Below are 18,208 nucleotides of genomic sequence, written 5' to 3' on the forward strand. Positions count from 1 at the left end.
GAAAAAATGACAAAAACATTAAAACGTCCTGAGGTTTTATCACCTGCAGGGACTTTAGAGAAGCTGAAAGTAGCTGTTCAATATGGTGCGGACGCAGTCTTCATCGGCGGACAGGCCTATGGTCTTCGTAGCCGTGCAGGAAACTTCACCTTTGAACAGATGGAAGAAGGCGTGCAGTTTGCTGCTAAGTACGGTGCCAAGGTCTATGTGGCTGCTAACATGGTTATGCACGAAGGAAATGAAGCTGGTGCTGGAGAATGGTTCCGTAAGTTGCGTGACATTGGGATTGCCGCAGTTATCGTGTCAGATCCAGCCTTGATTATGATTGCAGCAACAGAAGCACCAGGTCTTGAAATACACCTCTCTACCCAAGCCAGTGCGACCAACTATGAAACTCTTGAGTTCTGGAAAGAACTTGGGCTAACTCGCGTGGTTTTGGCCCGTGAAGTTTCAATGGAAGAATTGGCAGAGATTCGCAAACGCACTGATGTTGAGATTGAGGCCTTTGTCCATGGAGCTATGTGTATTTCTTACTCAGGTCGCTGTACGCTCTCAAACCACATGAGTATGCGTGATGCCAACCGTGGTGGTTGTTCACAGTCTTGCCGTTGGAAATACGACCTCTACGACATGCCATTTGGCCAAGAACGTAAGAGTCTTAAAGGTGAAATCCCAGAAGAATTTTCGATGTCAGCCGTTGACATGTCCATGATTGACCATATTCCAGATATGATCGAAAACGGTGTAGACAGTCTCAAGATTGAAGGTCGTATGAAGTCGATCCACTATGTTTCAACTGTGACCAACTGTTACAAGGCGGCTGTAGATGCTTATCTCGAAAGTCCCGAGAAATTTGAAGCCATCAAACAGGACTTGGTAGACGAGATGTGGAAGGTTGCCCAACGTGAATTGGCAACAGGTTTCTACTACGGTACACCGTCTGAAAACGAACAGTTGTTTGGCGCTCGTCGTAAAATTCCTGAATACAAGTTTGTCGCTGAAGTGGTTTCGTATGATGATGCGACTCAAACGGCAACCATTCGTCAACGGAATGTTATCAATGAAGGAGACCAAGTTGAGTTTTACGGACCAGGTTTCCGACATTTTGAAACTTATATCGAAGATCTTCATGATGCCAAGGGCAATAAAATAGACCGTGCTCCAAATCCAATGGAACTCTTGACAATCAAGGTTCCACAACCTGTTCAAGTAGGGGATATGGTCCGCGCTCTCAAGGAAGGGCTCATCAACCTCTATAAGGAAGACGGGACAAGTGTTACAGTTCGTGCCTAGATAAGGAAAAGGGAATGATACAAGCTCAAGGTTTATTGGTAGATGATGAAAGCAGATGTGTTCATTATCATAGTGAAAAGGATATTGTTTCACTCCAATGTTATGAATGCAAAAAATACTACGCATGCTATCAGTGTCACAATACTATGGAGACACATGTTTTTTCTCCCTATCCCTTGGCGCTTTTTGAGGATCGACCAATCTTATGTGGGGGTTGTAAGAGGACAATGACTTTCCAAGAATACCAAAAACAGATGGCTTGTCCTTACTGCAGTGCACCATTTAATCCAGGTTGTAAACAACACTATTCCTACTATTTTAAATAAAATGAATCGATCCAAGTTCTTAACTTGGATTTTTCAGTTTGTTTCAGAAAATAGAGTAAAATCAAGAAAAATTCGCAATCTAAAATGGAAAAACTTTCTATAGAATGGGGTAAAAACAGCAAAAATAGAAATAAATCATATGAAACGCTTTCAATGTTAGTAAAAAGTTGACAAAAACAAATTTTAGGACTAAACTAAGGAAGTAAATTTAAATAAAAAGGAGAATTCATCATGAATTTAACATTTTTCGGTCTATGTCTTGCCTGTATGGGTGTATCCCTTGCAGAAGGATTTTTGATGAACGGTTTGTTCAAGTCTGCAGCACGCCAACCAGACATCATCCCACAATTGCGTAGTTTGATGATCATGGGGATTGCCTTTATCGAAGGAACATTCTTTGTAACCTTGGCGATGTCATTTGTCATTAAATAGACAACTCTATTTAGAAATGGAGGTGTCAAACCATGGAAGAAAGTTTGAATCCAACCGTTAATATTGGACCAATATCCTTTGATTTGACCCTGCTTGCCATGTCTCTTGTAACTGTTTTGATGGTTTTTGCCTTTGTCTACTGGGCAAGTCGTAAAATGACCATCCGTCCAAAGGGCAAACAAAATGCTCTTGAGATGATTTACGACTTTGTGATTGGTTTTACCAAACCAAACATTGGAGAATCATACATCAAGGATTATTCCTTATTTCTGTTTTCTCTATTTCTGTTTATCTTGGTTGCCAATAATATCGGCTTAATGGCAAAAGTACAAACAACAAACGGTTATAACTTGTGGACTTCCCCAACAGCCAACCTTGGATACGATTTATCCCTATCATTCTTGATCACTTTGATCGCCCATGTAGAAGGAGTTCGTCGTAGAGGCGTTAAAGAATATTTGAGAGCATTTGTTACACCTGGCTTTATGACTCCGATGAACATTTTAGAAGAGTTCACCAATTTTGCTTCCTTGGCGATTCGGATCTACGGAAATATTTTTGCCGGTGAGGTCTTAGCTGGATTGCTATTAGCCTTGTCACAAAATGCTTTGTATTGGTATCCTTTTGCCTTTATCGCAAACATGTTATGGACAGCCTTTTCGATTTTCATTTCATGTATTCAAGCCTATGTCTTTACCATGTTGTCATCGATGTACATTGGTAAGAAGATAAATGCTGGGGAAGAGTAAGTAGAGGAGGATTAGAAGATGGATTTAACTATTAGTACCATTATTGGTGACTTTATTCTTATCGCTGGTTCCTTCCTTTTATTAATTTTTTTAGTGAAAAAATATGCCTGGGGAAATCTTACCAATATTTTAGATGAACGTGCTGAAAAAATTTCTTCAGATATTGACGGAGCAGAAGCTGCCCGTAAGAAGGCCGAAGAACTCGCTAGCAAACGTGAAGCTGAGTTGGCAGGTAGCCGTTCGGAAGCTAAGACAATTATCGAGAATGCAAAGGAAACAGCTGAGAAAAGTAGAGCTGACATCTTGGCTGAGGCGAAACTGGAAGCAGGACGCTTGAAAGAAAAAGCTAACCAAGAAATTGCTCAAAATAAAGCGGAAGCTTTACAAAGCGTTAAGGGTGAGGTAGCAGATTTGACGATTAGTCTCGCTGGTAAAATCATCTCACAAAACCTTGACGGACAAGCCCATAAAGAACTCATTGATCAGTACATCGATCAGCTAGGAGAAGCTTAATGGACAAAAAGACAGTAAAGGTAATTGAAAAATACAGCATGCCTTTTGTCCAATTGGTGATTGAAAAGGGAGAAGAAGACCGTATCTTTTCTGACTTAGCTCAAATCAAGCAAGTCGCAGAAGAAACAGACTTGCCTTCTTTTTTAGGTCAAGTGGCAGTAGGTGAGTCGGATAAGGAAAAAACCGTTCGTTTCTTCCAAGACTCAGTGTCACCATTAATGCAAAACTTTTTTCAGGTGCTGCTATACAATCACAGAGCAAATTTATTTTATGAAGTAATTGTAGATTGTTTGAGTCGACTTGAAAAAGAAACGAATCGATTTGAAGTAACGATTGCCTCCGCTCATCCATTAACAGATGACCAGAAGGCGCGATTGCTTCCTTTGATTGAGAAAAAAATGTCTCTGAAAGTTCGGACTATCAAAGAACAAATCGATGAAAGTCTCATTGGTGGTTTTGTCATTTTTGCCAATCACAAGACAATTGATGTGAGTATTAAACAGCAACTTCGTGTTGTTAAAGAAAATTTGAAATAGAAAGTGGTGTTCTTTTGGCAATTAACGCACAAGAAATCAGCGCTTTAATTAAGCAACAAATTGAAAATTTCAAACCCATTTTTGATGTGACTGAAACTGGTGTTGTAACCTATATCGGGGACGGTATTGCGCGTGCCCACGGCCTTGAAAATGCCATGAGTGGAGAGCTCTTGATTTTTGAAAACGGCTCTTATGGTATGGCGCAAAACTTGGAATCAACAGACGTTGGGATCATCATTCTCGGTGACTTCACGGATATCCGTGAAGGAGACACTATCCGTCGCACGGGTAAAATCATGGAAGTTCCTGTCGGTGATAACTTGATTGGACGTGTTGTGGATCCACTTGGTCGTCCCGTTGATGGTCTCGGAGAAATCCATACTGACAAGACTCGTCCAGTAGAAGCACCAGCTCCTGGTGTTATGGAGCGTAAGTCTGTATCAGAACCATTGCAAACAGGTTTGAAAGCTATTGACGCCCTTGTACCGATTGGTCGTGGTCAGCGTGAGCTGATCATTGGTGACCGTCAGACAGGGAAAACAACCATTGCAATCGATACCATCTTGAACCAAAAAGGGCAAGATATGATATGTATCTATGTAGCGATTGGACAAAAAGAATCAACAGTTCGTACACAAGTAGAAACACTTCGTCAGTACGGTGCCTTGGATTACACAATCGTTGTGACAGCCTCAGCTTCACAACCTTCTCCATTACTCTTCCTTGCTCCATATGCAGGGGTCGCTATGGCAGAAGAATTCATGTACCAAGGCAAGCATGTTTTGATCGTTTATGATGACCTATCTAAACAAGCGGTAGCTTATCGTGAACTTTCTCTCTTGCTCCGTCGTCCACCAGGTCGTGAGGCCTTCCCAGGGGATGTCTTCTACCTTCACAGCCGTTTGCTTGAGCGCTCAGCCAAAGTTTCTGACGAGCTTGGTGGTGGATCAATCACAGCCCTACCATTTATTGAGACGCAAGCAGGAGATATCTCTGCCTATATCGCAACCAACGTGATTTCTATCACTGACGGACAAATCTTCCTTGGAGATGGACTCTTTAACGCAGGTATTCGCCCAGCTATTGATGCGGGTTCATCTGTATCTCGTGTAGGTGGTTCTGCTCAGATTAAAGCCATGAAGAAGGTTGCTGGTACTCTTCGTATCGACCTTGCTTCATACCGTGAGTTAGAAGCCTTCACTAAGTTCGGTTCGGACTTGGATGCGGCTACTCAAGCTAAGTTGAATCGTGGTCGTCGTACGGTAGAAGTATTGAAACAACCTGTTCACAAGCCTTTGCCTGTTGAGAAACAAGTGACGATCCTGTATGCTTTGACACACGGATTCTTGGATACAGTTCCTGTAAATGACATTGTTCGTTTTGAGGAAGAGTTCCATGCCTTCTTTGATGCACAACATCCAGAGATTTTGGAAACCATTCGTGAAACAAAAGACTTGCCAGAAGAAGCAGTCTTGGATGCTGCGATTACAGAGTTTCTCAATCAATCCAGCTTCCAATAAGAATAGAGGTGTCAGATGGCAGTATCTCTAAATGATATTAAAACAAAAATCGCCTCAACAAAAAATACTAGTCAAATCACTAATGCCATGCAAATGGTATCGGCTGCCAAGTTAGGTCGCTCTGAAGAAGCAGCACGCAATTTTCAAGTTTATGCTCAGAAGGTTCGTAAGCTTTTGACGGATATTCTACATGGTAACGGATCTGGTGGCTCTACCAATCCAATGCTCATTAGTCGTCCAGTTAAGAAAACAGGCTATATCGTTATTACTTCAGACCGTGGCTTGGTTGGAGGTTATAATGCTTCCATCCTTAAAGCTGTGATGGAGCTGAAAGAAGAATATCATCCAAATGGTGATGACTTTGAAGTTATCTGTATTGGTGGTATGGGGGCTGATTTCTTTAAGGCTCGTGGCATTCAACCAATCTATGAATTGCGGGGCTTGGCCGACCAACCAAGTTTTGATGAAGTTCGTAAAATTATTTCAAAAACGATTGAGATGTACCAAAATGAACTCTTTGATGAACTTTATGTTTGCTATAATCACCACGTCAATACGCTTACCAGCCAAATGCGTGTGGAGCAAATGCTTCCGATTGTTGACCTCGATCCAAATGAAGCAGATGAGGAGTATAGCTTAACCTTTGAGTTGGAAACGAGCCGTGATGAGATTCTAGAGCAGTTGTTGCCACAGTATGCCGAAAGTATGATTTACGGGGCTATTATCGATGCCAAGACAGCTGAAAATGCCGCAGGTATGACAGCTATGCAGACAGCGACTGATAATGCCAAGAAAGTTATCAATGATTTGACTATCCAGTATAACCGTGCCAGACAGGCGGCGATTACACAAGAAATTACAGAAATCGTAGCGGGGGCTAGTGCCTTAGAATAAGGCTTTGCCTCCCTCGTATCAAAATGAACTTATACTCAATGAAAATTAAAGAGCAAACTAGGAAGCTAGCCGCAGGCTGTACTTGAGTACGGTAAGGCGATGCTGACGTGGTTTGAAGAGATTTTCGAAGAGTATTAGGACCTAGTTGAGCTAGGAACCGACAGTATCTTATATAGAATAGGAGAAGGAGATGAGTTCAGGTAAAATTGCTCAGGTTATCGGACCCGTTGTAGACGTTTTGTTTGCAGCTGGGGAACCACTTCCTGAGATTAACAATGCACTTGTCGTCTACAAAAATGACGAAAGAAAAACAAAAATCGTCCTTGAAGTAGCCTTGGAGTTGGGTGATGGTATGGTCCGTACGATCGCCATGGAATCAACAGATGGTTTGACTCGTGGAATGGAAGTTTTGGACACAGGTCGTCCAATCTCGGTTCCAGTAGGTAAAGAAACTTTGGGACGTGTCTTCAATGTTTTGGGAGATACCATTGACTTGGATGCTCCTTTTGCTGAAGACGCTGAGCGTCAGCCAATTCATAAAAAAGCTCCAACTTTTGATGAATTGTCTACCTCTTCTGAAATTCTTGAAACTGGGATTAAGGTTATCGACCTTCTTGCCCCATACCTTAAAGGGGGGAAAGTCGGACTCTTCGGTGGTGCCGGAGTTGGTAAAACCGTCTTAATCCAAGAATTGATTCACAACATTGCCCAAGAACATGGGGGTATTTCCGTATTTACCGGTGTTGGGGAACGTACTCGTGAAGGGAACGACCTTTACTGGGAAATGAAAGAATCAGGCGTTATCGAGAAAACAGCAATGGTATTTGGTCAGATGAATGAACCACCAGGAGCACGTATGCGTGTTGCCCTTACTGGCTTGACAATCGCTGAATACTTCCGTGATGTAGAAGGCCAAGACGTGCTTCTCTTTATTGACAATATCTTCCGTTTCACTCAGGCTGGTTCAGAAGTATCTGCCCTTTTGGGTCGGATGCCATCAGCCGTTGGATACCAACCAACACTTGCTACAGAAATGGGTCAATTGCAAGAGCGTATCACGTCAACTAAGAAGGGTTCTGTAACCTCTATCCAAGCCATCTATGTGCCTGCGGATGACTATACTGACCCAGCGCCAGCAACAGCCTTCGCTCACTTGGATTCAACGACTAACTTGGAACGTAAGTTGGTACAGTTGGGGATTTACCCAGCCGTTGACCCACTGGCTTCAAGCTCTCGTGCCTTGGCACCTGAGATTGTTGGTGAGGAGCACTATGCTGTAGCTGCGGAAGTTAAACGTGTTCTTCAACGTTACCATGAATTGCAAGATATCATTGCTATCCTTGGTATGGATGAACTCTCTGATGAAGAAAAGACCTTGGTTGCTCGTGCCCGTCGTATCCAGTTCTTCTTGTCTCAAAACTTTAACGTTGCAGAACAATTTACTGGTCAACCTGGTTCTTATGTGCCAGTAGCGGAAACAGTTCGTGGCTTTAAGGAAATCCTTGAAGGAAAACATGACCAGCTACCAGAAGATGCCTTCCGTGGTGTCGGTTCAATCGAAGACGTCATTGCTAAGGCAGAGAAAATGGGATTTTAAGAGGTGATCTATGGCTCATTTAACTGTCCAGATCGTGACACCAGATGGCCTCGTCTATGATCACCATGCCAGCTTTGTATCGGTACGAACTCTGGATGGTGAGATGGGGATCTTGCCACGACATGAAAATATGATTGCGGTTTTAGCGGTTGATGAAGTGAAGGTAAAACGTATCGATGATGATACTCATGTAAACTGGATTGCAGTGAACGGAGGAATTATCGAGATTGCTAATGATATCATTACCATTGTAGCAGACTCAGCAGAGCGTGCTCGTGATATCGATATCAGTCGTGCTGAACGTGCAAAACTTCGCGCTGAACGAGAAATCGAAGAAGCCCATGACAAGCATTTGATTGACCAAGAGCGTCGTGCAAAAATCGCATTGCAACGTGCTATCAACCGTATCAATGTCGGAAATAGACTATAAAAAAATGAACTTGAAACTCAAGTTCATTTTTTTTAATGTGGGAAGTTGATGCAGACTGCTTCAGGGACATGAAAGTCGTTAGAAAGTTCTGCAAGACGACCACTTTTAGGATTGCGTTTAAAGACGGTTGCGTTATCAGAATCTTGATGAACAGCAATGAGAAACTCTTGATCAGGAGTTAGGTCGAAATCACGTGGATTTTTACCATGACTTGGTACAATCTCTAATAATTCCAAGCTACCATCAGCGAGGATTGTATAGACTGCAATGGAATCATGACCTCGGTTAGATGCATAGAGGTATTTGCCATCTTTTGAAAGACGAATGGCAGCAGTAGCATTGAAGCCTTCGTATCCATCTGGTAAGGTTGAAATGACTTGCATGCGTTCAAATTCACCGACCCCATCATAAATCAAGACCTCGATAGTGCTATTAAGTTCGCAGATGAGATAGGCAATCTTATAGTGGTGGTGGAAAACGATGTGGCGAGCACCTGCTCCAGCTTGGCCGTGATAAGTGTGGAGCTTACTTAGTTTTCCTTCTGAACTAACATCGTAGGTCGTTACTTCATCCGTACCTAGATCACAGGTGACGAGGTACTGGTCAGGTGTTAGATCCGTAAAGTGTACATGTGGGGAAGTTTGGTTTTCATGAGGACCTTGTCCACTATGCTGATCTAGATCTGTTTGGATGAGGCTACCATCCGTTTGACGTTTATAAACGAGAACTTGACCTTTATGATAGTTGGCCCCATAAACGAGACCACGCTTTTCATCCACTGCCACATAACAATGGGGAGCGCCTTCTTCAACCACATGATTTAGCAAAGCGCCATCTGTCTTGTAAGCAGCGATTCCACCTAAGCCATCCTGGCTCCCTACAGTGTATAAGTGTTGCTGTTGGTCAAAGGCAAGGTAGGTCGGACTTGGTTCAGCAGCAAAGAGTTCAAGATTTGCAAGCTGGCCTGTTTCTGTATCAAAATCTGCCTTGTAAATCCCTTTAGATAAGCGACGAGTGTAAGTTCCAAAATAAACAGTTTCTTTCATGTCCATACCTCTTAATAATGATAAGTTCATTATACCACAAAATGGCAGTCATGAAGCATCAGATTCATCCATGTAAGCACTTTAAAAAAGAGTTATTTTAGTCTAAAAATGGTATAATGAGAGAATGACAGAAAGGATGTATTTATGGAACATAAAGAGAAACATTTTAGCCTATCTTGGTTTTTTAAGTGGTTTTTAGATAATAAAGCCATCACTGTATTTTTAGTAACTTTGTTACTGGGGCTAAACATTTTTATTCTAAGTAAGATTAGTTTTATTTTTTTACCAGTTTTGGATTTTCTAGGAGTTGTCATGTTGCCAGTTATTTTATCTGGTTTACTTTATTACCTCCTCAATCCGATTGTTGACTGGATGGAGAAGCACAAGATCAATCGTGTCCTTGCCATTAGTATTGTTTTTGTTGTTATTGGACTCTTTATCATTTGGGGGCTGGCAGTCGCAATTCCTAATCTGCAACGTCAAGTCTTAAATTTTGCGAAGAATGTGCCGACATACCTGGAAGATGCTGATAAGGTGATCAATGACCTTGTAACCAAACGCTTGCCAGATGATTTTAGACCACAGTTGGAGCAGGTTCTTTCCAATGTTTCTAGTGAGGCGACCATGTGGGCCAGCAAAATCTCTTCTCAAGCTGTTAACTGGGTTAGCGCCTTTATCAGTAGCGTTTCCCAGGTCATTGTTGCGGTTATTATCGTACCCTTCATGCTCTTTTATCTTTTGAGAGATGGGAAAGGTCTACGAGACTATTTGACTAAGTTTATCCCAAACAAGTTAAAAGAACCTGTCGGACAAGTTTTGTCAGATGTTAATAAACAGTTGTCAAACTATGTTAGAGGGCAGGTTACAGTTGCTATTATCGTGGCAATTATGTTTATTATCTTCTTTAAGATTATTGGTCTCAGATATGCTGTGACTCTGGGGATCACGGCTGGTATCCTCAATCTAGTACCTTACCTGGGTAGTTTTCTTGCCATGTTGCCTGCTTTGGTTTTGGGCTTGATAGCAGGACCTGTGATGCTTTTGAAAGTGATTATTGTCTTTATTGTTGAACAAACGATTGAAGGTCGCTTCGTTTCTCCGCTTATTTTAGGTAGTCAGCTAAACATCCATCCAATCAATGTCCTCTTTGTTCTCCTAACTTCAGGTTCTATGTTTGGTATTTGGGGAGTCTTGCTGGGAATTCCTGTCTATGCTTCTGCCAAGGTCGTTATCTCAGCTATCTTTAACTGGTATAAAAAAGTCAGCGGTTTGTATGAAGAAGAAGGGGAGGAAATCAAGAGTGAACAATAGTCAACACATGCTCCAGGCTTTGGATGAACAGGATTTAATCAAAGCGGATCAGTATTTTCACAAAGCCCTCGAAACAGATTCAAGTGAAGTTCTTTACGAACTAGCAAGCTATCTAGAGGGAATTGGCTTTTATCCTCAAGCAAAAGAAATTTACCAAAAAATCGTTACAGAATTTCCAGAAGTGAATCTGAATTTAGCAAGTATTGCTAGTGAGGATGGCAATGTTGAGGAAGCCTTTGCTCACCTTGAGGAAATCACACCCGAAAGTGACTGGTACGTGTCGGCTTTGGCCTTGAAGGCTGACCTCTATCAGTTGGAAGGATTGACAGATGTAGCGCGTGAAAAGTTACTGGAAGCCCTAAACTACTCAGACGATCCCTTATTAGTTTTTGGTTTGGCTGAGTTGGATAGTGAGTTAGGAAATTATCAGGAAGCTATTCAGGGTTATGCTCAATTAGACAATCGCTCCATCTATGAGCAAACGGGTGTCTCAACCTATCAACGAATTGGCTACGCTTATGCCCAGTTAGGCAAGTTTGAAGCTGCAACTGAATTCTTAGAAAAAGCTTTAGAATTAGAATACGATGACCAAACTGCCTTTGAACTGGCTAGTCTTTACTTTGACCAAGAAGAGTATCAAAAATCTGTTCTTTACTTTAAGCAGATTGATACCATTTCACCTGACTTTGAAGGATATGAATATGGTTATAGTCAAGCTTTGCATAAGGAACATCAGGTGGAAGAGGCCCTTCGTATCGCTAAACAAGGTTTGGAGAAAAATCCATTTGAAACTCGGCTCTTACTGGCTGCTTCTCAGTTTTCGTATGAATTGCATGATGCTAAGGCAGCGGAGGACTTTCTCCTTACTGCAAAAGAAGATGCAGAAGATCTTGAGGAGATTTTCCTTCGACTCTCAACCATTTATATGGAACAAGAGCGATTTGAGGACATTATCGCTCTCCAAAGTCAAGAACCTGAAAATCTCTTGACCAAGTGGATGATTGCCCGTTCTTACCAGGAAATCGAGGATTTAGATAAGGCCTATGAGCTCTATCAGGAACTATCGCTTGATCTCAAGGATAATCCTGAATTTCTGGAGCAGTATACTTATCTTTTGCGTGAATTGGGGTATTTTGAAGAAGCCAAAGTGCAAGCTGAAGCTTATTTAAAACTCGTTCCAAATGATGTTCAAATGCAAGAACTCTTAGAAACACTTTAAGGATTTCTATTTTTTGTAAAATTTTATTAACAGAAACGAATGACTTTAAATGAATGATTTGAAAGACCTCAGAGGTCTTTTCTTTTTTACTAATATAATATAAATGTTAGAATTTCTTATAGCCAATTTAGATGAAGTTTTGAACGATGAAAGCCTGCTACACCCTATAAAATAAGGGTTTAAAGGTATGATTTGAACATCGAACTACTATGAAATACTTGACAAATTTATATAAGAATATATAATAATAAATAGGGGAATCTATCCCCAAAAATAAAGGAGGCAAATGTTGTGAAAAAGATTAATAAAAAACTTTCTCATGCATTCATGGCGCTATTGTTAGTAGCTTCAGTATTTATCCCAGTACTAAGAACTAGCAATGTGGTTAAAGCTGCTGAACTACCATCTAGTAGCTATACGCTAACGACAGTACCGACAATTAACAATAATAAGTTAGTTGATGGTGCAGAGTATGGTGAAGGGAAATTTTACCTTCAAACCACTTACAAATTCGACAACTCAACAACGTTGAAGAATGGTGACTTTATGGTTTATAAAGTTCCAAATGAATTTAAAATTGAATCAGATTCAACTACTGAAATCTTTGGTAACGATGGAGTCACTAAAGTTGCTGAGTTAACGACAAATAAGTCTGCAAATACAGCGACTGTGACGGTAAGTAACGAAGATTATTTTGCTAACTTACCTGAAGAGAAACAAATTTCGGCCTTATTTACTGTTGTATGGGCTGATAATGTTGAACTCAATAAATCGTATCCAATCGACATTCCTGGAGCAGGAGTATACAATTTGACTCGTATTGTTCCAGATGAGGATCCAACAGGATTTACTAAATGGGGAGTTCAAGATACGAACGATCCAAATTATATTAATTGGTATATTCGCGTAAACAAATATGCTAATCCTTATGAGGGTGTTTCGATTCAAGATACAATCCCTGAAGGGCAAGTATTAGCTAGTGAGATTACAGGTTACTACTTTACTGAATGGGGTAAGGATGAGCATCATCCTCTTTTGAATCCAAGTCACATTGTTGTTCAAGATTCTAATCACTTCACTATTACTCCAAATGGTAATGGTGATCTAACTAACCAAGGTTTGTATGTAGTTTATAAGACTCGTATCACCGCACCAGTTGATAATACAACAAAGAAAGCTTTCAATAACGTTAAAATTACGACTTCGACTGAAAACTTTGATGTAGAAGGTTTTGCACCATTAACCACAACTGAAGGTATTAGTTCTGGTTCACGTTCTACAGAAGTTTCATTTGAGGTTTCTAAGCAGTTAAAAGGAAAAGACTTAGCAGCTGAAGAATTTAGCTTCCAACTACTTGATCCAAACGGATCAGTTGTTGAAACTGTTAAGAATGATAAAGATGGCAAAGTGAAATTTAAAGCCGTTAAATTCTCTACAGTGGGTACTTATAAGTATCAAATCAAAGAAGTTAATGATCAAAAACCAGGTTTTGCTTACGATGATAAGACTATTAACGCAGAAGTTACTGTGACAGATGTTTATGGTGAGAAGTTTGCAAGTGTTAAATATGACAATAAAGTTTTTGTAAATTCGTATTCTGCTAAATCTGCAACAACTTCAATTACTGCTAAAAAAGTCCTAAATGGTAAACCTCTTGAGGCAGATAAATATGAATTTGAATTGAAAGAAGGCGACAAACTTGTAGCTACAGCTAAGAATACTGCAGATGGAACAGTTGCTTTCCCAGCGATTGAATACACTGCTACAGGAACTCACACATACACGATCACTGAAAAAGATGGTGGTGAAGCTGGTGTAACTTATGATAAAAATGCTTATACAGTAACAGTAAAAGTTGCAGACAATGGTCAGGGTCAACTTGTAGCAACAGTTACAGGTAATAATCCAACCATCACAAATACTTATGCTACTGAGACTCCAGGTTCTTCTGATAACAAACCTAAACAACCAGAAGAAAATAAAGAACTACCAAATACTGGTACATCTGAAATGACTATCTTGCTTACTGTTGTAGGAGTAGTACTTGCATTTGGTTCCATTCTCTTATTCCGTTTCAAAAAAGTTAAATAATCTAGTTGAAAAATCTTAATGCCTTTGCTATGGCATCATCAAAGAGCCACTTGTATGGATAGTAGAAATGATACTATTCTTATAAAGTGGTTCTTTTTTTATATCTCTAGAGGTATGAAGTGAATGAGAGAAAACAGCGTTCTGTATCAATGAAATTTTTATAGATATTTGATAAAAAAATTGGATCATTGTTCTCTCAGATTTAGAAGTTAAACTTATATTCGAGTCTAGAATCCTTATAATTCTTCGAATTCTGTAAGATGATATTTCGCTCTGATTTCTTAGATAAAGGTGTATAGTTCAATAATTATAGAATTTTTTTACAAAAACCCTTGCTAAATTGTTTATTTATGCTATAATAGGAACAATAATTTTTAGGAGGTGCAGTATGTCTTATATGTTTGAGATATTACCAAGTTTATTGAACGGTGCAAGTATGACTCTTCAAGTCTTTGCTCTGGTCTTGATCTTTTCAATTCCTTTAGGTATTGTCGTTGCCTTTGCTTTACAAGTCCGCTGGAAACCCCTCCATTATCTGATTGACCTTTATATTTGGGTGATGCGAGGGACTCCCTTGCTCTTGCAATTAATCTTTATTTACTATGTTCTCCCTAGCATTGGGATACGTTTAGATCGTTTGCCTGCTGCTGTGATCGCTTTTGTATTGAACTATGCAGCCTACTTTGCTGAAATCTTTCGTGGTGGGATTGAAACCATTCCTAAAGGTCAATATGAGGCTGCTAAGGTTTTGAAGTTTAGTCCTTTTGACACAGTGCGCTATATTATTTTGCCTCAGGTTACAAAGATTGTCTTACCGAGCGTCTTTAATGAAATCATGAGTTTAGTCAAGGATACTTCATTGGTTTATGCCCTTGGGATTTCAGATTTGATTTTGGCAAGTCGGACAGCAGCCAATCGAGATGCTAGTCTTGTTCCTATGTTCTTAGCCGGAGCGATTTATTTGATTATGATTGGTCTTGTAACCATTGTAGCGAAAAAACTTGAGAAGAAGTACAGTTATTACAGATAGGAGGATTGCTATGTTAGAATTACAAAATATCAACAAGGCCTTTGGTGGCAAACAAATCTTAACCAATTTCAGCCTATCAATTCCTGAAAAGCAAATCCTTGCAATCGTAGGTCCATCAGGAGGCGGAAAGACAACCCTATTACGTATGCTAGCTGGACTGGAAACCATCGATTCGGGGGAAATCTACTATAACGGCGAATCGCTAGCTATAGACGAACTAGAAAAGCGCAATCTTCTGGGATTTGTTTTCCAAGATTTTCAACTCTTTCCGCATTTGTCAGTTCTAGATAACTTAACCTTGTCGCCGATAAAAACGACGGGTATGGACAAGGAAGTTGCTGAGAAGAAGGCGCGTGGTTTGTTAGAACAACTTGGGTTAGCAGGACATGCAGATGCCTTTCCGTTCTCACTTTCAGGTGGGCAAAAACAACGGGTGGCCTTAGCTCGCGCTATGATGATAAACCCAGAAATTATTGGATATGATGAGCCTACATCAGCCTTAGATCCAGAATTGCGATTAGAAGTAGAAAAACTTATCCTTCAAAATAAAGAGCGTGGGATGACCCAGATTGTTGTGACCCACGATCTTCAGTTTGCGGAAAACATTGCTGATCAGATTCTTAAGGTTGATCCAAAGTAGGACTAGGAGGTGCCTATGAAGAGAAAGAAAATTGCCCTTGTACTTGCTCTGTTCTTTAGCTTCTTCCTGACGGCTTGTACTCAGAAGGCAAGTGATCCAAATCAGGATAATTGGGCCAAATATCAAAAGCAGGGAAGCATTACCATTGGCTTTGACAATACCTTTGTTCCTATGGGATTTGAGGAAAAGAATGGCCAGTATGCAGGCTTTGATATTGACCTGGCCCAAGCTGTTTCCGAAAAGCTAGGAATTCAGATTAAATTTCAACCCATCGACTGGGATATGAAAGAAACCGAGCTACAAAATGGTACCATTGATGCCATCTGGAATGGCTATACAGCAACAGATGAACGGAAAGAGAAGGTTGCTTTTACCATTCCTTACATGGAAAATCAACAAGTTTTGGTCTCTAAAAAGTCTCAAAACATCCACTCAGTTCAGGATATGACTGACAAAGTTTTAGGGGCCCAGGCTGGATCTTCTGGATATTTGAATTTTGAAGGACAACCCGAACTACTCAAGAATCGAGTGAAAGACCAGAAGGCCAATCAATACCAAAGTTTCAATGAAGCCTTAATTGATTTGAAAAACGATCGGATTGATGCCTTGTTGATTGACCGGGTATATGCCAATTATTATCTCCAGTCTGAAGGAATATTAAATGACTACAATGTCTTTTCAGCTGGATTTGAAAGTGAAGCTTTTGCAGTGGGTGTTAGACCTGCTGATAAAACCTTGCTAGCTGCTCTGAATCAAGCCTTTATCTCACTATACCAAGAAGGAAAATTTCAGGAAATCAGCCAGAAATGGTTTGGGGAAGATGTAGCCACCAGTCAAGTTAAAAATCAAGAATAAGAAAAGAGATTGAGTTTTTCCTCAGTCTCTTTTTGCATTGAAAAATCCTCTGGAAAGTACCAGAGGATAAGAGCTTATACTCAATGAAAATCAAAGAGCAAACTAGGAAGCTAGCTGCAGGCTTCTCAAAACACTGTTTTGAGGTTGTGGATATAACTGACGAAGTCAGTAACCATACATACGGCAAGGAAATGCTGACGCGGTTTGAAGAGATTTTCGAAGAGTATTATTTCATTGTTGGGAAGAGCAATACATCACGGATAGTAGTTGTATCAGTGAGGAGCATGCAGAGACGGTCGATACCGATACCCAAACCACCTGTTGGTGGCATACCGTATTCAAGGGCTTCAATGTAGTCGTAGTCAATACCAGTTGCTTCATCATCACCAAGCTCTTTAGCTTTAGCTTGAGCTTCAAAACGGCTGAGCTGGTCGATTGGGTCGTTCAACTCAGTAAAGGCATTACCGTACTCCTTAGTCATGATGAAGAGCTCGAAACGGTCAGTAAAGCGTTCGTCTTCAGGATTCTTCTTCGCGAGTGGAGATACTGCTACTGGATGTCCATAGACAAAGGTTGGTTGGATCAAGGTTTCTTCGACGAACTCTTCAAAGAAGGCATTGATGATGTGACCAACTTCAGTGTAGTGTTTCTCAACTGGAACTTTCTTCTCAGCAGCGATAGCTTTAGCTTCTTCGAAAGTCATATCTTGCCAGAAATCAACACCAGTAATTTCTTTGATAGCATCCACCATGTGAACACGTTTAAATGGTTCGTTGATCTTAATTTCAGTGCCCTGGTAGTTAACTGGACCATCACCCTTAACTACCTTAGCAGCGTGTTGGATAATACCTTCCGTCAAATCCATGATATCTTGGAAGTCTGCATAAGCTTGGTAAACTTCGATAGAAGTGAATTCAGGGTTGTGAGTAGCGTCCATTCCTTCGTTACGGAAGATACGGCCAATTTCATAGACACGTTCCATACCACCAACGATAAGGCGTTTCAAGTGAAGCTCAGTCGCGATACGAAGCACCATGTCAATGTTTTGGGCATTGTGGTGAGTGATAAATGGACGAGCAGCAGCACCACCGGCTTCATTATGAAGGACAGGTGTTTCCACTTCAAGGAAGCCTTTTTGATCTAGATAACGACGGATTTCAGAGATGATTTTTGAACGAGTAACAAAACGTTCGAAGCTTTCGCGGTTAGAAATCAAGTCAAGGTAACGTTTACGATAGATGGTTTCAACGTCTGTCAAACCGTGGAATTTCTCTGGAAGTGGGCGAAGTGCTTTAGACAAGTGTGTGATGTGAGTTGCCTTGATAGAAAGTTCTCCCATATCTGTACGCATGACTTCACCTTCGACACCAAGGAAGTCACCGAGGTCTGCTTTTTTGAAGATTTCGTAGTTTTCTTCACCAACAGCATCTTTACGAACGTAGATTTGGATTTGACCTTCTCGGTCTTGAAGATGGGCAAAGCCGACTTTCCCTTTTCCACGTTTGGTTACTAAGCGTCCAGCGATAGTAGCAGTTTCATTTAATTCATGTAATTGTTCTTTATCAAGTTCTGCAAATTTGTCTTTAAGCTCTTGTGAGTTAGCAGTACGTTCAAAACGTTTTCCGAAGGGATCGATTCCTTGTTCACGGAGCGCAGCCATTTTTTCACGGCGAACGATCTGCTGGTCATTTAGTTCTTCCATATGTTCTGTAGACATGGGTTCCTC

18 protein-coding genes are annotated in these 18,208 nt (G+C 40.7%); 16 read left to right on the forward strand and 2 right to left on the reverse strand.

Going from position 1 to position 18,208, the window contains the following annotated elements; genetic code table 11:
• Positions 1-6: 6 nt before the first annotated feature.
• The 10 genes from ACORHV_RS03920 (at position 7) to ACORHV_RS03965 (ending at position 8,290) form a co-directional block, all read left to right on the forward strand.
• Positions 7-1,293 (forward strand): peptidase U32 family protein, encoded by a 1,287-nt coding sequence (locus tag ACORHV_RS03920; protein ID WP_000169097.1) that lies wholly within the window; start codon positions 7-9, stop codon positions 1,291-1,293.
• Positions 1,294-1,307: 14 nt separating this feature from the next.
• Positions 1,308-1,619 (forward strand): CHY zinc finger protein, encoded by a 312-nt coding sequence (locus tag ACORHV_RS03925; protein WP_008279616.1) that lies wholly within the window; start codon positions 1,308-1,310, stop codon positions 1,617-1,619.
• 231 nt (positions 1,620-1,850) lie between these two features.
• Positions 1,851-2,051 carry a F0F1 ATP synthase subunit C gene (locus tag ACORHV_RS03930; protein ID WP_001054551.1) on the forward strand — a complete coding sequence of 67 codons (201 nt, stop codon included), beginning with the start codon at positions 1,851-1,853 and terminating at the stop codon, positions 2,049-2,051.
• 32 nt (positions 2,052-2,083) lie between these two features.
• Entirely contained in the window at positions 2,084-2,800 is a 717-nt protein-coding gene (atpB, locus tag ACORHV_RS03935) for a F0F1 ATP synthase subunit A (protein ID WP_000392937.1), read from the forward strand.
• An 18-nt stretch (positions 2,801-2,818) separates the two neighbouring features.
• Positions 2,819-3,313 (forward strand): F0F1 ATP synthase subunit B, encoded by a 495-nt coding sequence (atpF, locus tag ACORHV_RS03940; protein WP_000366311.1) that lies wholly within the window; start codon positions 2,819-2,821, stop codon positions 3,311-3,313.
• The gene (locus ACORHV_RS03945; RefSeq protein ID WP_000359021.1) at positions 3,313-3,849 is read left to right on the forward strand and encodes a F0F1 ATP synthase subunit delta; all 537 of its coding nucleotides are present in this window, start codon (positions 3,313-3,315) and stop codon (positions 3,847-3,849) included. The genes atpF and ACORHV_RS03945 overlap by 1 nt, the downstream gene beginning before the upstream one ends.
• A 14-nt stretch (positions 3,850-3,863) precedes the next feature.
• Positions 3,864-5,369, forward strand: a complete 1,506-nt coding sequence (atpA, locus tag ACORHV_RS03950; protein ID WP_000996615.1) for a F0F1 ATP synthase subunit alpha — start codon at positions 3,864-3,866, stop codon at positions 5,367-5,369.
• A gap of 15 nt (positions 5,370-5,384) precedes the next feature.
• Positions 5,385-6,263: a F0F1 ATP synthase subunit gamma gene (locus tag ACORHV_RS03955; RefSeq protein ID WP_000301234.1), complete on the forward strand. Its 879-nt coding sequence runs from the start codon at positions 5,385-5,387 to the stop codon at positions 6,261-6,263.
• A 190-nt stretch (positions 6,264-6,453) separates the two neighbouring features.
• A complete protein-coding gene (atpD, locus tag ACORHV_RS03960; protein ID WP_000094367.1) occupies positions 6,454-7,860 on the forward strand; it encodes a F0F1 ATP synthase subunit beta in 1,407 nt (468 codons plus the stop codon).
• A 10-nt stretch (positions 7,861-7,870) separates the two neighbouring features.
• Positions 7,871-8,290 carry a F0F1 ATP synthase subunit epsilon gene (locus ACORHV_RS03965; protein ID WP_000940836.1) on the forward strand — a complete coding sequence of 140 codons (420 nt, stop codon included), beginning with the start codon at positions 7,871-7,873 and terminating at the stop codon, positions 8,288-8,290.
• Between the two features lie 32 nt (positions 8,291-8,322).
• Here ACORHV_RS03965 and ACORHV_RS03970 read toward each other — a convergent pair whose 3' ends face one another.
• The gene (locus ACORHV_RS03970; RefSeq protein WP_000665601.1) at positions 8,323-9,336 is read right to left on the reverse strand and encodes a lactonase family protein; all 1,014 of its coding nucleotides are present in this window, start codon (positions 9,334-9,336) and stop codon (positions 8,323-8,325) included.
• Between the two features lie 144 nt (positions 9,337-9,480).
• On the opposite strand from ACORHV_RS03970, the gene ACORHV_RS03975 reads away from it, so the two are divergent.
• The 6 genes from ACORHV_RS03975 to ACORHV_RS04000 all read left to right on the forward strand — a co-directional run bounded on the left by ACORHV_RS03975 (position 9,481) and on the right by ACORHV_RS04000 (position 16,482).
• Positions 9,481-10,647: an AI-2E family transporter gene (locus ACORHV_RS03975; protein ID WP_000400296.1), complete on the forward strand. Its 1,167-nt coding sequence runs from the start codon at positions 9,481-9,483 to the stop codon at positions 10,645-10,647.
• Positions 10,637-11,866 (forward strand): tetratricopeptide repeat protein, encoded by a 1,230-nt coding sequence (locus ACORHV_RS03980; RefSeq protein WP_434398888.1) that lies wholly within the window; start codon positions 10,637-10,639, stop codon positions 11,864-11,866. The genes ACORHV_RS03975 and ACORHV_RS03980 overlap by 11 nt, the downstream gene beginning before the upstream one ends.
• 291 nt (positions 11,867-12,157) lie before the next feature.
• A complete protein-coding gene (locus ACORHV_RS03985; protein WP_434398890.1) occupies positions 12,158-13,957 on the forward strand; it encodes a Spy0128 family protein in 1,800 nt (599 codons plus the stop codon).
• A gap of 388 nt (positions 13,958-14,345) precedes the next feature.
• Positions 14,346-14,987, forward strand: coding sequence for an amino acid ABC transporter permease (locus tag ACORHV_RS03990; protein ID WP_000121156.1), 642 nt, complete (start codon positions 14,346-14,348; stop codon positions 14,985-14,987).
• A gap of 10 nt (positions 14,988-14,997) precedes the next feature.
• Positions 14,998-15,627 carry an amino acid ABC transporter ATP-binding protein gene (locus tag ACORHV_RS03995; protein ID WP_434398892.1) on the forward strand — a complete coding sequence of 210 codons (630 nt, stop codon included), beginning with the start codon at positions 14,998-15,000 and terminating at the stop codon, positions 15,625-15,627.
• Between the two features lie 15 nt (positions 15,628-15,642).
• Entirely contained in the window at positions 15,643-16,482 is an 840-nt protein-coding gene (locus tag ACORHV_RS04000; protein ID WP_000823418.1) for an amino acid ABC transporter substrate-binding protein, read from the forward strand.
• A gap of 226 nt (positions 16,483-16,708) precedes the next feature.
• Here ACORHV_RS04000 and lysS read toward each other — a convergent pair whose 3' ends face one another.
• A complete protein-coding gene (gene lysS, locus ACORHV_RS04005) occupies positions 16,709-18,199 on the reverse strand; it encodes a lysine--tRNA ligase (protein ID WP_000102437.1) in 1,491 nt (496 codons plus the stop codon).
• Between the last annotated feature and the right edge of the window lie 9 nt (positions 18,200-18,208).

It is taken from the genome of Streptococcus sp. KHUD_016 (assembly GCF_051106465.1).
Lineage (GTDB): Bacteria > Bacillota > Bacilli > Lactobacillales > Streptococcaceae > Streptococcus.

Coding starts and splice junctions, on each gene's coding strand:
- ACORHV_RS03990 (WP_000121156.1), top strand. CDS start 14,346: ATGTCTTATATGTTTGAGATATTACCAAGTTTATTGAACGGTGCAAGT.
- ACORHV_RS03965 (WP_000940836.1), top strand. CDS start 7,871: ATGGCTCATTTAACTGTCCAGATCGTGACACCAGATGGCCTCGTCTAT.
- atpF (WP_000366311.1), top strand. CDS start 2,819: ATGGATTTAACTATTAGTACCATTATTGGTGACTTTATTCTTATCGCT.
- ACORHV_RS03930 (WP_001054551.1), top strand. CDS start 1,851: ATGAATTTAACATTTTTCGGTCTATGTCTTGCCTGTATGGGTGTATCC.
- lysS (WP_000102437.1), bottom strand. CDS start 18,199: ATGTCTACAGAACATATGGAAGAACTAAATGACCAGCAGATCGTTCGC.
- ACORHV_RS03945 (WP_000359021.1), top strand. CDS start 3,313: ATGGACAAAAAGACAGTAAAGGTAATTGAAAAATACAGCATGCCTTTT.
- atpD (WP_000094367.1), top strand. CDS start 6,454: ATGAGTTCAGGTAAAATTGCTCAGGTTATCGGACCCGTTGTAGACGTT.
- ACORHV_RS03920 (WP_000169097.1), top strand. CDS start 7: ATGACAAAAACATTAAAACGTCCTGAGGTTTTATCACCTGCAGGGACT.
- ACORHV_RS03925 (WP_008279616.1), top strand. CDS start 1,308: ATGATACAAGCTCAAGGTTTATTGGTAGATGATGAAAGCAGATGTGTT.
- ACORHV_RS03975 (WP_000400296.1), top strand. CDS start 9,481: ATGGAACATAAAGAGAAACATTTTAGCCTATCTTGGTTTTTTAAGTGG.
- ACORHV_RS03955 (WP_000301234.1), top strand. CDS start 5,385: ATGGCAGTATCTCTAAATGATATTAAAACAAAAATCGCCTCAACAAAA.
- ACORHV_RS03995 (WP_434398892.1), top strand. CDS start 14,998: ATGTTAGAATTACAAAATATCAACAAGGCCTTTGGTGGCAAACAAATC.
- ACORHV_RS04000 (WP_000823418.1), top strand. CDS start 15,643: ATGAAGAGAAAGAAAATTGCCCTTGTACTTGCTCTGTTCTTTAGCTTC.
- atpB (WP_000392937.1), top strand. CDS start 2,084: ATGGAAGAAAGTTTGAATCCAACCGTTAATATTGGACCAATATCCTTT.
- ACORHV_RS03970 (WP_000665601.1), bottom strand. CDS start 9,336: ATGAAAGAAACTGTTTATTTTGGAACTTACACTCGTCGCTTATCTAAA.